This window comes from Streptomyces xingningensis (assembly GCF_054957865.1).
This window is the reverse complement of sequence record NZ_JBDJPF010000006.1, coordinates 57,928-73,215: the sequence shown is the minus strand read 5'-3', so window position 1 is coordinate 73,215 and position 15,288 is coordinate 57,928. Positions and strand designations below refer to the sequence as shown.

The following is a 15,288-nucleotide window of genomic DNA, read 5'->3' as shown; positions in this document are numbered from 1 at the left end:
GAGCGTGATCGACACCGCACCGATGGAGGTGCGCGGCTGCGCCGCACTCGAGCCGGCGCGCCGTCGCCGCCCCGAGGGCCGGGAGCGCTACACGATCAGCGAAGTGGCCGACTACGCCGGACTGTCCGCCCACACCCTGCGCTGGTACGAGCGGATCGGGCTGATGCCCCTCGTCGACCGTTCCCACACGGGCCAGCGCCGCTACACCAACCGCGATCTGGACTGGCTGGACCTGGTGGGCAAGCTGCGACTGACCGGCATGCCGGTGGCGGACATGGTGCGTTACGCACAGCTGGTGCGCGAGGGCGAGAGCACCTTTGCCGAGCGCGAGCGGCTGTTGCGGGCGCACCGCGAGGGAGTGCGCCGGCGGATAGCCGAGCTGCAGGGCACGCTCGATGTGCTCGACTACAAGATCGACATCTATTCCGGCGCCCGGCACCGGGCGTCCGAAGGAGTTTGAGACAACGGATGGGCAACACCAAGATCGCAACCACGGCGCTCGGCAACGGCGGACCCGAGGTGGGCGTCCAGGGCCTCGGCTGCATGGGCATGAGCTGGGCCTATGGACCGGGGGCCGGCCAGGACGAGGCGAGGGCCACCCTGGAGCGGGCCCTGGAGCTGGGCGTCACGCTCTACGACACGGCCGACGCCTACGGAGACGGCGACAACGAGGAGCTCATAGCGCCCTTCATCCAGGCCAACCGGGAACAGGTCGTGCTGGCCACCAAGTTCGGGATCCGCACCGACCCCACGGACAAGTGGAAGAGGACCATCCGTAACGACCGCCCGTACATCCGCCAGGCCGTCGAGGACAGCCTGCGGCGGCTGGGCGTCGAGGTGATCGACCTCTACTACATGCACCGGCGGCAGCTGGACATCCCCATCGAGGAGACGGTCGGCGCGATGGCCGAGCTGGTGGCGGAGGGCAAGGTCAAGCACCTGGGCCTGAGCGAGGTCACCGGGAGCGAGCTGCGCACCGCCCACGCGGTGCACCCGATCGCCGCCGTGCAGTCCGAGTGGTCGCTGTTCAGCCGGGACATCGAGGCCAATGTGGTGCCCGCGGTACGCGAGCTGGGCGTCGCGCTGGTGGCCTACTCACCGCTCGGCCGCGGCTTCCTGACCGGGTCCTTCGCCGACGCCAAGAAGGAGCTCGGGGCCGACGACTGGCGCACCACCCACCCCCGCTTCTCCGGCGACAACGCGGCCGCGAACGTGGCGCTGCTGGCCCCGGTGCGGGCCATCGCCGAGCGGCATGGCGTCACGCTCGCGCAGGTCGCCCTGGCCTGGGCGCAGCAGCGGGCCGAGGTCCACGGGCTGGCCGTGGTGCCCATCCCGGGTACCCGGCGGCGCTCCCGCCTGGAGGAGAACGTGGGAGCCGCCCGGCTGGTGCTGAGTGCCGAAGAGCTGGGCGAGCTGGAGCCGATCGCCGGAAAGGTGTCCGGGGCGCGCTACGCGGACATGACGTTCACCTCGGCGAGCAGGGAGTAGCAGGGGTGACCCTCAAGCTCCGTCCCCCGGGGTCACCAGGCCCGCCTCGTAGGCGAAAATCACCGCTTGGGCGCGGTCCCGCAAGTCCAGTTTCGCCAGCACCCGGCCGATGTGGGTCTTGACCGTCTGTTCGGCCAGCACCAGGGACCGGGCGATCTCCTGGTTGGACAGGCCGCGCGCGATCAGTTCGAGCACCTCGGTCTCGCGTGGCGTCAGGCCGTTGAGGCGCAGCGCGGGGTTCCGGCGCGGGGCGGGCCGCTGCCTGGCGAAGTCCGCGATCAGGCGGCGGGTGACGGAGGGCGCGAGCAGGGCCTCGCCGGCCGCCACGACGCGCACGGCGGAGATCAGGTCGGCCGGCGGGGCGTCCTTGAGCAGGAAGCCGGAGGCACCCGCGCGCAGCGCCTCATAGACGTAGTCGTCGACGTCGAAGGTGGTGAGCATCAGCACCTTCGGCCGGTGGACCACGCCGCGGGGCGGGTCGAGGAGCCGGCGGGCGGCCTCCAGGCCGTCCATCTCCGGCATGCGGACGTCCATCAGCACCACGTCCGGGTGCGCGCTGCGGCTCAGTTCCACGCCCTGCCGTCCGTCGGGGGCGTCACCGACCACGTCGATGTCGGACTGGGCGGCGAGCAGGGCGGCGAAGCCCGCCCGCACCATCGCCTGGTCGTCGACGATGATCACCTTGATGGTCATGCGGCGGGGGTTTCCTCTTCGGTCGTCTCTTCGGTGAACGGCAGCCGGGCCGCGACCCGGAAGCCGCCGTCCGGCAGCGGGCCGGTGTCCAGGGTGCCGCCGACCAGCCGGACGCGCTCCCGCATCCCGACCAGGCCGTGGCCGGTGCCGGAGGCCTCCAGCGGGGTGTCCGGCCGGTCCGCGGGGGCGTTGACGACCAGGACCATCAGGCTCGTCCGGTCCGCCGTGACGGACACCCGGGTGATCGCGCCCGGCGCGTGCCGGACCGCATTGGCCAGGGCCTCCTGGACGATGCGGTAGGCCGACAGGTCCACGGCCTGCGGCAGTGGCCCGGCGGTCGCCTCGGGGGCGATCACCAGTTCCACCGGCTGCCCGGACCGCACGGTCGCCTCCACCAGCTGGCCGATGCGGTCCACGCCCGGCTGGGGCGCCCGGTCCCCGCCGGTGTCCTCGCTGCGCAGCACCCCCAGCAACCGCCGCATCTCGCTCAGCGATTCGCGTGCGGTGGCGGCGATCGAGCCGAACTCCTCGCTCGCCTCCGGCGGCAGCCCGGCGATGCGGTAGGGGGCGCTGTCCGCCTGCACGGTGATCACCGACATATGGTGGGCGACCACGTCATGCAGTTCGCGGGCGATGCGGGTGCGCTCCTCGAGCAGGGTGCGTTGGGCGCGCTCGGCCTCGCTGATGGTCTCCTGTTCGGCCAACGCCCGCCTGGCGTCGCCGCGTTCGCGCAGGGCGACGCACAGCACCAGCAGCACGCCGGCGATGACGACCATGGCCACCCAGCTGCCGTTGCTGCGATGCGGGTGGGTGCCCACCAAGGCCGCGCTCGCCAGTGAGGTCACCAGCCAGACCGCGACGAGCGTGGTGCGTCGTTCCCGCAGTCCCAGGGCGACCATCAGCACCAGCATGCCGACGATCGCCATGGGCGACCACGGCCAGATGGGCTGCTCGGCGGCGGCCGTGAGGTGTGGCGGGACCGCGAGGTGCGGCGGGACCGTGATGGGCCGCGGCTCCACGGCCAGCAGGGCGAGCGCGCCCATGATGTCGGCCGTGAAGGCGATCGCCCAAGCCGCCAGGGGCCTGCGCACGGCCAGCAGCAGGGGGCCGGTCTGGGCGAGGGCGAGGGCGAAGGCGAAGCCGCCGTTCAGGTTGTAGGCGTTGCCCTGCAGGTTGACGGTGGTGGTCGGCAGCAGGATGGCGACGAACAGGAGGGCGACCAGGTAGGGCAGCCGCCGGACGAACGGGCGCTTGGACCGGCCGAACAGCGGCTCCGGGGGCCCGGCGGGCGTGAACAGGTCGCGGACCTGCGAGAACAAGGGCTGGAGCATGACGCGTCCAGCGTACGGGCGGCGGCCCGGGCAGGCGTCATACCCCGGTAGCAAGACCCTCGTATGACGGCTCTCGCCCGGAGCGCCGGCTCACAGCTCGGCCAGCAGCTCCGCCTTCTTGGTGCTGAACTCGTCGTCGGTCAGCAGGCCCGCCGAGTGCAGCGCCCCCAGGTGGCGGATGCGGTCGGCGATGGCTCCGGGATCCGGGCGGGCGGGCTGGAGGGACGCCTCGCGGGCGACGGTCGCGGCGGAGGCCGCGACGGCGGGGGACGCGGCGCGCACGGCTGCGAGGACCGCCGCGGCGAAGGGCAGCGACTCATGGACGAGGCCGTAGCCCATGCCGAAGACGACCGCCGCCGGGTCCTGGTCGGCCTGCCCTGCGGGGAGCGGGGTGCCGTCGCGCGGGAGGAGCCGCAGATGACCGCCGGTGAGCTCCGGGGAGCGCCAGTCGACGCCGGACAGGCCCTCGACGGGGAAGCGCTGGTCGCCGGCCTTCCACTTGGCGGAGGAGGCGCCCGTCCAGAACCAGCGGAGGGCGACGGTACGGCCGTCGAAGGAGGCCTTGCCGTCGTAGGCCTTGAAGGCCAGCGGCGGCGCCGGAGCCGCCACCAGGTGGCGCTCGGCGGGCTCGGTGGCCCGCGGCCCGAGAGCCGTGCGTATCTCCTCGGCGTAGTACTCGGCGAGCGTCTCGCGCTCGGCGGGCAGCACCAGCCGGTACGGGTCGTTGCCGTCCCGGAGCTGTCCGTCCGCGGCGTCCAGCAGCGGGTCGGCGCCGAGTCTGGGCACGGCGCGCAGCACCACCGTGCCGCGCTTGCCCGGGATCTGTTCGACCGACGCCAGCGCCTCGTAGGGGATGCGCCGCTCGCCGAGTGCCTGGAGCAGCTTCGGAGTGCGGATCCCCCGTTCGAAGCGGATGAGCATGGAGTCGGTGTCGAACTCCCAGACGGTGTGGAAACCGGCCAGCACATCACCCATGCGGCTCATCGTATGCGGCGCCCGCCCGCCCGTCCCCCCTTCGGGAGCTACGCGCGTCAATCTCGGCCGCCGTCAGGTCACCGGAGTGGCATTGTCCGCACAGTCGACGTCGGATCCGGCACAGCGGATTCCGGTGATGTCGCCGACGCCGATACCGGCGAAGTTGGCGAGGCTGGTGGTGCCGGGTGCGAAATATCCGGTGTGGCCCTGGGCCCCGGCGGCGGACAGCACCCGGGCCCCGAAGCCCGAGGAGACCGGGTCGGCGCCGTGGCCGAGGCCGCCGACCTCCAGGTGCGGCACGGTGTGGATCCAGTCGCCCGGGTTGCGCATCGCCCATATCCGGGCGCTGGTGTGCAGCTCGGAGACGTGCTCGGCGCGCATGCCGGGGCTGCCGGCCACGGCGATGTCGGTGACCCTCGGGTCGAGGTCGCGGGCCGCGACGCCGCACACCACGGAGCCGTAGCTGTGGCAGAACAGCGAGACGGACGAGGCGCCGGGCAGCGCCTGGACCAGGGTGCGCAGCCGCAGTGCGCCCTCGGCGGCGAGCTTGCCGGTGGCCGCGTCCAGGCCCACGCCGGCCGGGGAGGTGTAGTCGGCCCAGGCGATGACGGCCGTGCGGGTGGCGGGGCCCGCCTTCCGCTCGGCGTCGTAGAGGGACTCCGCCATGCCGACCGGTGCGGTGTAGGCGTTGCGGCTCTTCTCGAAGGTGAGGACGTTGGTGTCGACGCCCGGGACCACCACGGAGACCCGCTCGGCCCGCTCGAGGTCACCGAAGACCTCGGCGACCCGGCCGCCCCGGCCGGGGTCGAAGGCGAGGATCTGCCGGTCGTCGGAGAGCAGCGAGTCAAAGCGGTGCATGCGGCGGCTCGCGTCATAGCGGCCGGCCGGGGTGAGCCCGCTGTCATGGGTGCGGCGCTCCTCGGCGGTACGGGCCTGGACGAGGGCGATCCGGTTGGCGCGGTAGCGCAGGTCGACGGGTGCGCCGCCCAGGTTGCCGACGACCAGCGGATAGCGGGCCGCCAGCGAGGAGCGCTGACCGGCGGACAGCGAGCCGAAGAAGCGGGTCAGGACGTCGGGCGCCGCATAGGGGGAGGGGAGCGGCCGGCCCGCGACGGTGCCATGCGTCCAGGCGCGGACCGCGACGGCGCGGAGGTCGGGTCCGCCCTTGGGGCCTCTGACGGCCGTCCAGCCGGTCGTGGCGAGCATGACGAAGACCACGGCCAGCGCGAGCAGTGCGCGCCAGACCGTGGCCGTGTTCGTCCACGGCAGTGAGGAGGGGGAGCCGAGCTCCGAGAAGGAAGTCACCGCCGACCACCCTAGGAGAAATCCATGGGTGCCTGCTAAATCGGTGAGCTATCTCACGTTTGGAAGAGCGTCATGCTGTACACCTGTACGCCTTATGTGCCCCTGCTTTATGGCTACTTGGGCTGCTTTGTAGCGTCATGTCTATGACGTCACAGCGCTGTGATGACGGCTATGACGGCACGGCATCCTGCCGGGAATCCCGCCAGCTCGTCGCCATCGCCGGGCCGATCGAGTCCAGGTACCGGATGACGATCTCCTGGAGGTCGTCCAGGTTGCCGTCCGGCTTCTCGACCCAGGCCCGGGATGCCGCCTGCATCACCCCGCTGTACGCCGCTATCAGCACCCTGGGCCGCGGGTCGGCCACCGGGTCCAGGCCCTCCCGGCGGGCGAGCTCCACCGCCAGCCGCTCCTCCAGCGCGGCGAGCCGGCGCAGCCGGGCGGCCAGCAGCTGCGGGGTCGACTCGATCATCCGCTGGGTGTCCAGGTGCAGGGAGAGCGGGACCACGGCCCGGATGGCCTCCTTGATGCCGTCCCAGGAGACCAGGGCCGTGTTGCGCACCGCGACGAGCGGCGGCTCGTCCGCGGGGCGGGCGAGCAGCGCGGCAAAGGCGCGCGCCTCCTCCACCTCCTGGAGGGAGAGGGCCACCTCCTCCTTGTTCGCGAAGTAGCGGAAGAAGGTGCGCTGGGAGACATCGACCGCGGCAGCGATCTCATCGACGGTGGTCCCCTCGTAGCCCTTGAGCGAGAACAGCTCCAGGGCCGAGCGGATGAGCGCGTTCCGGGTCCGCAGCTTCTTGCGCTCCCGCAGTCCGGGGAACGCACCGGGCTCCGCCGTGTCGTCGATCATCATGGTCAGGTTGCCTCTTCTCGCCGGTGTTCTCGCTGCTCAGAATAGGCGCGAGCAAAATGTCAGATAGTGACTCATGGGGACGTTTGTCAGTTGTCAGCAACTGCCATAATCTCGGGTCATGACGTCTGAGACCACCGTCGCGGACGCGACGCCGGACTTGACGCCCCGGAAAGGACTCCGGGGCCATCCCTGGTTGACTCTCTTGTCCGTCGCGATAGGCGTGATGATGGTCGCGCTGGACGGCACGATCGTCGCCATTGCCAATCCCGCCATCCAAGAGGACCTGAACGCCTCGTTCGCCGACGTCCAATGGATCACCAACGCCTATCTCCTCGCCCTCGCCGTCGCCCTGATCACCGCGGGCAAACTGGGTGACCGCTTCGGGCACCGTCTGATCTTCCTCATCGGTACCACTGGCTTCGCCCTGTTCTCGGGACTCATCGCCCTGTCCGGCGACGTGTCGCTGGTCGTCACCCTCCGCGTGCTGCAGGGGCTGTGCGGAGCGCTGCTGATGCCGTCCGCGCTCGGCCTGCTGCGCGCCACCTTCCCGGCCGAGAAGCTCAACATGGCCATCGGCCTGTGGGGCATGGTCATCGGCGCCTCCACCGCGGGCGGCCCGATCGTCGGCGGACTGCTGGTCGAGCGCGTCAACTGGCAGTCGGTGTTCTTCATCAATGTGCCGGTCGGCGCGCTCGCGCTCGCCCTCGGCCTGATCGTCCTGAAGGACCACCGCGCCGACCGCCGGCCCAAGTCGTTCGACATCCTCGGCATCGTCCTGCTGTCCGGCGGGATGTTCTGCCTCATCTGGGCGCTCATCAAGGCGACCGCATGGCAGTGGGGCTCCGCCAGGACCCTGCTCTTCCTGGGCGCCGCGCTGCTGTGCTTCATCGCGTTCGCCATTTGGCAGACCAGGGTCCGGGAACCCCTGCTGCCACTGGGCCTGTTCCGGTCGGTGCCACTGTCGGCCGGGGCGGTCCTGATGCTCCTGATGGCCTTCTCCTTCATGGGCGGCCTGTTCTACGTCACCTTCTATCTGCAGAACGTGCACCGGATGTCCCCGGTCAACTCCGGCCTGCACCTGCTGCCCCTCACCGGGATGATGATCGTCGGCTCACCCGCCGCGGGAGCCCTGATCACCCGGATAGGGCCGCGAATCCCGCTGTTCTTCGGCATGGTCTGCGCCGCCGTCGCCTGCTTCGGCTTCTCCGCCCTGGACGTGGACACCGGTTCCGGCCTGATGTCCCTCTGGTTCGCCCTGTTCGGCCTGGGCCTGGCGCCCGTCATGGTGGGCGCCACCGAGGTCATCGTCGGCAATGCACCGCTGGAACACGCGGGCGTCGCGGGTGGCCTCCAGCAGGGCGCCATGCAGGTGGGCGGCTCGCTCGGGACGGCCGTCCTGGGCGCGGTGATGGCCTCCCGGGTCAGCCACCTGCTGCCGGACCGCCTGACGGGCGCGGGAATTCCCCCGCTCGGGCCCAAGTACCTGGACCAGGCGTCCGACCTGGTCTCGACCGGACGTACGCCGCCGCTTCCCGGGGCCCCGCCGGAGACCGTGGGAAGGATCGCGCATGACACCTTTGTGTCGGGGATGAGCACCACCTTCACCGTCGCCGGCTGTGTTGCGGTGGTGGCGGCGCTGGTCGCGCTCCTCACCAAGCGCGGCGCGAACGCGGCCGGGGGAGCCGCGCACCTCTGACCGGACGCATCAATGCCCGTGCCCCGGACGGCAACTGCCGTCCGGGGCACGGGCATTGATGCATAGGGAACCGTTATGCGTCGCCGCCCGCGGCGCCCGGGTGGGCCGCCGCCACGTCCAGCAGCTCATAGCGGTCGATCGCCTGCTTCAGCGCCGAGCGGTCGATCTTGCCCTCCCTGGCGAGCTCGGTGAGCACGCCCAGGACGATCGACTGCGCATCGATGTGGAAGAAGCGACGGGCCGCACCACGGGTGTCCGCGAAGCCGAAGCCGTCCGCACCCAGCGACTGGTACGTGCCGGGCACCCAGCGCGCGATCTGGTCCGGAACCGCCCGCATCCAGTCGGACACGGCCACCTTCGGGCCCTCGGCACCGGTGAGCTTCCTGGTCACATACGGGACACGCTGCTCCTCCTCGGGGTGGAGCAGATTGTGCTCCTCCACCGCGATGGCGTCGCGGCGCAGCTCGTTCCAGGAGGTCGCCGACCAGACGTCCGCCTTGACGTTCCACTCCTCGGCGAGGATCCGCTGGGCCTCGACGGCCCACGGCACGGCCACCCCGGAGGCCAGGATCTGCGCCGGGATGGCGCCCTGCTCGCCCGCCCGGTAGCGGTACAGGCCCTTGAGGATGCCCTCGGCGTCCACGTTCGCCGGCTCGGCCGGGTGCTGGATCGGCTCGTTGTAGACGGTGAGGTAGTAGAAGATGTTCTCGGCCTCTTCCCCGTACATCCGGCGCAGACCGTCCCGCACGATGTGCGCGATCTCGTAGCCGAACGCCGGGTCGTAGGCGACCACCGCCGGGTTGGTCGAGGCCAGCAGGTGCGAGTGACCGTCGGCGTGCTGCAGGCCCTCACCCGTCAGGGTGGTACGGCCGGCGGTGGCACCCAGGACGAAGCCGCGCGCCAACTGGTCGGCCATCTGCCAGAACTGGTCGCCGGTGCGCTGGAACCCGAACATCGAGTAGAAGACATAGATCGGGATCAGCGGCTCGCCGTGCGTGGCGTAGGCGGAACCGGCGGCGATCAGCGAGGCGGTGCAGCCCGCCTCGGAGATGCCGTCGTGCAGCATCTGGCCGGTCGGGGACTCCTTGTAGGCGAGCAGCAGCTCGCGGTCCACGGACTCGTACTGCTGGCCCAGCGGGTTGTAGATCTTCGCCGAGGGGAACAGCGAGTCCATGCCGAAGGTGCGGTACTCGTCCGGCGCGATCGGCACAAAGCGCTTGCCGATCTCCTTGTCCCGCATCAGGTCCTTCAGCAGGCGGACGAAGGCCATGGTGGTGGCGATCGACTGCTGACCGGAGCCCTTCCTGGTGGGCGCGTAGGCCTTGTCGCCCGGCAGCACCAGCGGCTTGGAGCGGTCCACGCGGGTCGGCACATAGCCGCCCAGCGACTTGCGCCGGTCGTGCATGTACTGGATCTCTTCCGAGTTCCGGCCCGGGTGGTAGTACGGCGGCAGGCCGGACTCCAGCTCCTGGTCGGCGATCGGCAGGTGCAGCCGGTCCCGGAAGCGCTTGAGGTCCTCGACCGTCAGCTTCTTCATCTGGTGGGTCGCGTTGCGGCCCTCGAAGTTGGGGCCGAGCGTCCAGCCCTTGACGGTCTGCGCCAGGATCACCGTCGGCTGGCCCTTGTGGGCCTTGGCCGCCGCGTACGCCGCAAAGATCTTGCGGTGGTCGTGACCGCCCCGGCCCAGGTGCAGGATCTGGTCGTCGGTCATGTTCTCGACCATCTTGCGCAGGCGCTGGTCGTCGCCGAAGAAGTGCTCGCGGATGTACGCGCCGGTCTCGGTGGCATACGTCTGGAACTGGCCGTCCGGCGTGCTGTTGAGCCTGTTCACCAGGATGCCGTCCCGGTCCTGGGCCAGCAGCGGGTCCCAGGAGCGGTCCCACACCAGCTTGATCACATTCCAGCCGGCGCCGCGGAACTGCGACTCCAGCTCCTGCATGATCTTGCCGTTGCCGCGCACCGGGCCGTCCAGCCGCTGCAGGTTGCAGTTGACCACGAAGGTCAGGTTGTCCAGGCCCTCACGGGCGGCCAGCGACAGCTGGCCGAGCGACTCCGGCTCGTCCATCTCGCCGTCGCCCAGGAACGCCCACACATGGGACTTGGAGGTGTCGGCGATGCCGCGCGCCTCCATATAGCGGTTCATCCGCGCCTGGTAGATCGCGCCGAGCGGGCCGAGGCCCATCGAGACGGTCGGGAACTCCCAGAAGTCCGGCATCAGCCGCGGGTGCGGGTAGCTGGACAGGCCGTACGGGGCCTTCGACTTCTCCTGGCGGAACGCGTCGAGCTGCTGCTCGCTCAGGCGGTCCAGCAGGAACGCGCGCGCGTAGACACCGGGGGAGGCGTGGCCCTGGAAGAAGATCTGGTCGCCGCCGTCGCCCTCGTCCTTGCCGCGGAAGAAGTGGTTGAAGCCCACGTCGTACAGCGAGGCGGAGGAAGCAAAGGTGGCGATGTGGCCGCCGACGCCGATGCCCGGGCGCTGGGCGCGCGAGACCATCACGGCCGCGTTCCACCGGGTCGCGTTCAGGATCCTGCGCTCGATCTCCTCGTTGCCGGGGAAGAACGGCTCGTCCTTGGTCGCGATGGTGTTGACGTAGTCCGTACTGCGCATCTCGGGCACGGCGACGCGCTTTTCGCGGGCCCGCTCGATCAGGCGAAGCATGAGGTAGCGGGCACGTTCCCGGCCTCGCTCATCGACGGCTGCGTCGAGCGAGTCGAGCCATTCCTGGGTCTCTTCGGGATCGAAGTCCGGGACCTGGCTGGGAAGGCCGCCAATGATGATCGGGTTGCGATCGGATCCGGAAGCCACGCTGTTCCTTCGCTGTTTGGTCGTGTCGTGCTCTGCACGCGAATGATGCTGCGCACGCGGGTCAGAACTGTCTCGCTGTTGTCGCACCGGCTCCCATCGTGGACCGCGGCGACGGAAACGTCATCTCTACTGAGCGGTAACCGCCGCTCATGAGATGAAATCTCGGAGGTCGGCCGTAGCGGGACGGCCAAATCGCAACCTTACGCCCCCTATGGGGGTCCTCTGCGTACGGCCGTTCGGCCCCGGGTGCGGTAATCGCAGGGAGTAACTTCACAAACCCGGCATTCTCTGTGTTGTGAATCACTGGTGGCACCGGCCTCATGGTTGGAGTTGCCATGAGACGTCAACGTTTGGGAGGGATCGCTGAGCGGGTACTTGCGCGATCCGTCCGGCACGTGTGGACTACGCCCAATGCCTCGCGCACGCGAGGCGACGTGAACCTTTCTCGAAAGATGACAGGAGGCACTCAGTGAGCGCGACCGCGGACCACGCGGAGGATCGGATCAACCCCGCCGCAAGGCTGGGTTTCGAGCCCGGACAGGTGGTCCAGGAGATCGGCTACGACGACGACGTCGATCAGGATCTCCGTGAAGGCATCGAGTCCCTCATCGGCCAGGACCTCGTTGACGAGGACTACGACGACGTGGCAGACGTCGTCCTGCTGTGGTTCCGGGACGAGGACGGAGACCTCACGGACGCGCTGGTGGATGCCATCGGTCTGCTCGAGGATGCCGGCACCATCTGGCTGCTGACGCCCAAGACCGGCCGGGACGGCTATGTCGAGCCGAGCGACGTCCAGGATGCGTCGCAGACCGCGGGGCTGAGCCCGGCCAAGAGCGTCAGCGTCGCCAAGGACTGGACCGGCACCCGCCTGAAGTCGGGCAAGCGCTGATCGCGGCCGGCACCGGCCGGCGGCACCTCTCACGCCCCCCACGGCCACTGCCGCGGGGGGCGCGATGCGTCGCGCCCCCGGGGCAGTGACAGACTGGCCGCCTATCCGTGCCGGCCCCCTCCGTGGCCGGCGCCCGCCGAGATGAGGGAAGCGACTATGGCGATCGATGTCGGCACCAAGGCCCCGGACTTCGCGCTGAAGAACCAGCACGGCGAGACCGTCAGGCTCTCCGACTTCCGGGGCGAGAAGAGCGTCGTGCTGCTCTTCTACCCCTTCGCCTTCACCGGTGTCTGCACCGGCGAGCTGTGCGCGCTGCGCGATGAGCTGCCGAAGTTCGTCAACGACGAGGTGCAGCTGCTGGCCGTCTCCAATGACTCGCCGTTCTCCCTGCGGGTCTTCGCGGAGCAGGAGAACCTCGAGTACCCGCTGCTGTCCGACTTCTGGCCGCACGGCGAGGTCAGCCGCGCCTATGGCGTCTTCGACGAGGAGAAGGGCTGCGCGGTGCGCGGCACCTTCATCATCGACAAGGACGGGGTGGTGCGCTGGACGGTCGTCAACGGCCTGCCGGACGCCCGTGACCTGAACGAGTACATCGCGGAGCTCGGCAAGCTCTGAAGGCCCCGCCGCCGAAGGACTCTGCCGCCGGCGGGAACCGGTCCCCGTCATCCGGACGTTGACCATGTGCCATCGCAACAACAGGGGGCACGGTTCTCGTCCGCCCTCTTGAACCAATGGAGGACTTGTGGGAGTCAGTCTCAGCAAGGGCGGCAACGTCTCGCTGACCAAGAGCGCCCCGAACCTGACCGCCGTCATAGTCGGTCTCGGCTGGGACGCCCGTACCACCACCGGTGCGGACTTCGACCTGGACGCCAGCGCCCTGCTGACGAACGACCAGGGGAAGGTCGGTTCCGACCAGCACTTCGTCTTCTTCAACAACCTCAAGAGCCCCGACGGCTCCGTCGAGCACACCGGTGACAACCTCACCGGCGACGGCGAGGGCGACGACGAGGTCATCAAGGTCAACCTGGCGGGCGTTCCGGCCGATGTGGCCAAGATCGTGTTCCCGGTCTCCATCTATGACGCCGAGACCCGTCAGCAGAGCTTCGGCCAGGTGCGCAACGCCTATATCCGCGTGGTGAACCAGGCGGACGGTTCGGAGTTGGCCCGCTATGACCTCAGCGAGGACGCCTCGACCGAGACCGCCATGGTCTTCGGTGAGCTCTACCGCAATGGCGCGGAGTGGAAGTTCCGGGCCATCGGCCAGGGTTACGCTTCCGGGCTGCGCGGCATCGCGCAGGACTTCGGCGTCAACGTCTGAGAGAAGACCGGGCCGTGAGGCCACGGCACCACGTCCGGCGCCGTACACCCGTCCCAGGCCCGTGTCCTGGGTGTTTTCGGGGGTGCGGCGCCGGTCGTGCGCAATGACACCGTTCAACTCGGGGAGGAAACAAGACCATGGGCGTCACGCTCGCCAAGGGAGGCAATGTCTCCCTCTCCAAGTCCGCGCCGAATCTGACCGCGATCGTCGTCGGTCTCGGCTGGGACGCCCGTACCACCACCGGTGCGGACTTCGACCTGGACGCCAGCGCGCTGCTCTGCGCCTCGGGCCGGGTGCTGGGTGATCAGTATTTCGTCTTCTACAACAACCTCAAGAGCCCGGAGGGTTCCGTCGAGCACACCGGTGACAACCTCACCGGTGAGGGCGAGGGCGACGACGAGACGATCCTGGTGGACCTCAATCGGGTGCCGCCCGCCTGCGACAAGATCGTGTTCCCGGTCTCCATCCATGAGGCCGATGTCCGCGGGCAGAACTTCGGCCAGGTCAGCAACGCCTATATCCGTGTGATCAACCAGGCGGACGGTTCGGAGCTGGCCCGCTATGACCTGAGCGAGGATGCCTCGAGCGAAACGGCGATGATCTTCGGAGAGGTCTACCGCTATGGCGGTGAATGGAAGTTCCGGGCCGTCGGCCAGGGGTATGCGTCGGGCCTGCGTGGCATCGCTCTAGACTTCGGGGTCAATGTTTCGTAAAGCCACGTACTGTGCCGGGTAAATCCCCGGACAGCGAGGGATTGGGTAGCCAGTGCTCCTGAAAACCTTTGGTTGGTCGTTCGCCGTCACCGCGGCCGGCCTGGCCTTGGCCGGCGTTCTCTGGGGGTGGCAGGGGCTGGCGATTGTCGCGATCCTGTCCGTCCTGGAGATCTCGCTCTCGTTTGACAACGCGGTCATCAATGCGGGAATCCTGCGGAAGATGAACGCCTTCTGGCAGAAGATGTTCCTGACCCTGGGCATTCTCATCGCCGTCTTCGGCATGAGGCTGGTCTTCCCGGTGGTCATCGTGGCCATCACCGCCAAACTGGGGCCGATCGAGGCGGTCAGGGTCGCGGTCAACGACCACGACCGGTACGAGCAGCTGGTCACCGGCGCCCACCCGGCCATCGCCGCCTTCGGCGGCATGTTCCTGCTCATGATCTTCCTGGACTTCCTCTTCGAGGAGCGGGAAATACAGTGGCTCGGCCGGCTGGAGCGGGCGCTCGCCAGGTTCGGCAAGGTGGAGAGCCTTTCCGTCGTCGTCTCGCTGGTGGTGCTGCTCATCTCGGCCACCACGGTGGCCACTTCGGTGCCGGTGCACGGCGGTGAGGGCACGGTCGACAAGGCTGCGACGGTGCTGCTGGCCGGGATCGGCGGCCTGGTCACCTATCTGGTCGTGGGCGGCATCTCCGGCTTCTTCGAGGAGCGGCTGGAGGACGACGAGGAGTCCGAGGAACCCGAGGAGGCGCCCGCCGCGAGGAAGGGCGGTGGCTCGGTCGTCGGGCTGGCGGGCAAGGCCGCCTTTTTTATGTTCCTCTACCTTGAGGTGATCGACGCCTCGTTCTCCTTCGACGGGGTCATCGGCGCCTTCGCCATCACCAATGACATCTTTGTGATGGCCCTGGGGCTGGGCATCGGCGCGATGTACATCCGCTCGCTGACGGTCTTCCTGGTCCGCAAGGGCACCCTCGACGACTACGTCTACCTGGAGCACGGCGCGCACTATGCGATCGGCGCGCTCGCCGTCATCCTGCTCGCCACCATCAAGTACGAGATCAACGAGGTCATCACCGGGCTCGTCGGCGTGGTGCTGATCGGCCTGTCGTTCCTGTCCTCGGTGCGGCGCAATCGCAAGGAGGCTGCAGCGGGGAGCGGCGAGGCGGCCAAGCAGGAAGTCACCTCCGGGGTGTGACCCTGGCACATTTGCGGAACCCTCTGAGC

14 protein-coding genes are annotated in these 15,288 nt (G+C 69.3%); 8 read left to right on the top strand and 6 right to left on the bottom strand.

All coding sequences use genetic code 11. The annotated features are described in order from the left end of the window. Positions 1–22 precede the first annotated feature (22 nt). Positions 23–460 (top strand): MerR family transcriptional regulator, encoded by a 438-nt coding sequence (locus ABCR83_RS05230; RefSeq protein ID WP_462693676.1) that lies wholly within the window; start codon positions 23–25, stop codon positions 458–460. Between the two features lie 8 nt (positions 461–468). Continuing rightward, positions 469–1,488, top strand: a complete 1,020-nt coding sequence (locus ABCR83_RS05225; protein ID WP_462693591.1) for an aldo/keto reductase — start codon at positions 469–471, stop codon at positions 1,486–1,488. A gap of 12 nt (positions 1,489–1,500) precedes the next feature. Here ABCR83_RS05225 and ABCR83_RS05220 read toward each other — a convergent pair whose 3' ends face one another. The 5 genes from ABCR83_RS05220 to ABCR83_RS05200 all read right to left on the bottom strand — a co-directional run bounded on the left by ABCR83_RS05220 (position 1,501) and on the right by ABCR83_RS05200 (position 6,642). Then, on the bottom strand, positions 1,501–2,181 hold the full coding sequence (locus ABCR83_RS05220; protein ID WP_462693590.1) for a response regulator: 681 nt from the start codon (positions 2,179–2,181) through the stop codon (positions 1,501–1,503). Further along, positions 2,178–3,512 carry a sensor histidine kinase gene (locus ABCR83_RS05215; protein ID WP_462693589.1) on the bottom strand — a complete coding sequence of 445 codons (1,335 nt, stop codon included), beginning with the start codon at positions 3,510–3,512 and terminating at the stop codon, positions 2,178–2,180. The genes ABCR83_RS05220 and ABCR83_RS05215 overlap by 4 nt, the downstream gene beginning before the upstream one ends. A gap of 90 nt (positions 3,513–3,602) precedes the next feature. Continuing rightward, entirely contained in the window at positions 3,603–4,487 is an 885-nt protein-coding gene (locus tag ABCR83_RS05210; RefSeq protein ID WP_462693588.1) for a DUF4429 domain-containing protein, read from the bottom strand. A gap of 72 nt (positions 4,488–4,559) precedes the next feature. Then, positions 4,560–5,792, bottom strand: a complete 1,233-nt coding sequence (locus ABCR83_RS05205; RefSeq protein ID WP_462693587.1) for an alpha/beta hydrolase — start codon at positions 5,790–5,792, stop codon at positions 4,560–4,562. A gap of 169 nt (positions 5,793–5,961) precedes the next feature. Next, positions 5,962–6,642 (bottom strand): TetR/AcrR family transcriptional regulator, encoded by a 681-nt coding sequence (locus ABCR83_RS05200; RefSeq protein ID WP_462693586.1) that lies wholly within the window; start codon positions 6,640–6,642, stop codon positions 5,962–5,964. Positions 6,643–6,760: 118 nt separating this feature from the next. On the opposite strand from ABCR83_RS05200, the gene ABCR83_RS05195 reads away from it, so the two are divergent. After that, positions 6,761–8,338, top strand: coding sequence for an MFS transporter (locus tag ABCR83_RS05195; protein WP_462693585.1), 1,578 nt, complete (start codon positions 6,761–6,763; stop codon positions 8,336–8,338). A gap of 73 nt (positions 8,339–8,411) precedes the next feature. On the opposite strand, the gene aceE is transcribed toward ABCR83_RS05195, so the two are convergent. Next, on the bottom strand, positions 8,412–11,144 hold the full coding sequence (aceE, locus tag ABCR83_RS05190) for a pyruvate dehydrogenase (acetyl-transferring), homodimeric type (protein ID WP_462693584.1): 2,733 nt from the start codon (positions 11,142–11,144) through the stop codon (positions 8,412–8,414). A gap of 469 nt (positions 11,145–11,613) precedes the next feature. Between aceE and ABCR83_RS05185 the strand changes: the two genes are divergently transcribed. The 5 genes from ABCR83_RS05185 to ABCR83_RS05165 all read left to right on the top strand — a co-directional run bounded on the left by ABCR83_RS05185 (position 11,614) and on the right by ABCR83_RS05165 (position 15,259). Beyond that, positions 11,614–12,036 carry a DUF3052 domain-containing protein gene (locus tag ABCR83_RS05185; RefSeq protein WP_462693583.1) on the top strand — a complete coding sequence of 141 codons (423 nt, stop codon included), beginning with the start codon at positions 11,614–11,616 and terminating at the stop codon, positions 12,034–12,036. A gap of 156 nt (positions 12,037–12,192) precedes the next feature. Continuing rightward, positions 12,193–12,651 (top strand): peroxiredoxin, encoded by a 459-nt coding sequence (locus ABCR83_RS05180; protein ID WP_462693582.1) that lies wholly within the window; start codon positions 12,193–12,195, stop codon positions 12,649–12,651. A 127-nt stretch (positions 12,652–12,778) separates the two neighbouring features. Further along, positions 12,779–13,354: a TerD family protein gene (locus ABCR83_RS05175; RefSeq protein WP_462693581.1), complete on the top strand. Its 576-nt coding sequence runs from the start codon at positions 12,779–12,781 to the stop codon at positions 13,352–13,354. A gap of 137 nt (positions 13,355–13,491) precedes the next feature. Further along, positions 13,492–14,067 (top strand): TerD family protein, encoded by a 576-nt coding sequence (locus tag ABCR83_RS05170; protein WP_462693580.1) that lies wholly within the window; start codon positions 13,492–13,494, stop codon positions 14,065–14,067. Between the two features lie 52 nt (positions 14,068–14,119). After that, positions 14,120–15,259 (top strand): DUF475 domain-containing protein, encoded by a 1,140-nt coding sequence (locus tag ABCR83_RS05165; RefSeq protein ID WP_462693579.1) that lies wholly within the window; start codon positions 14,120–14,122, stop codon positions 15,257–15,259. Positions 15,260–15,288 lie beyond the last annotated feature (29 nt).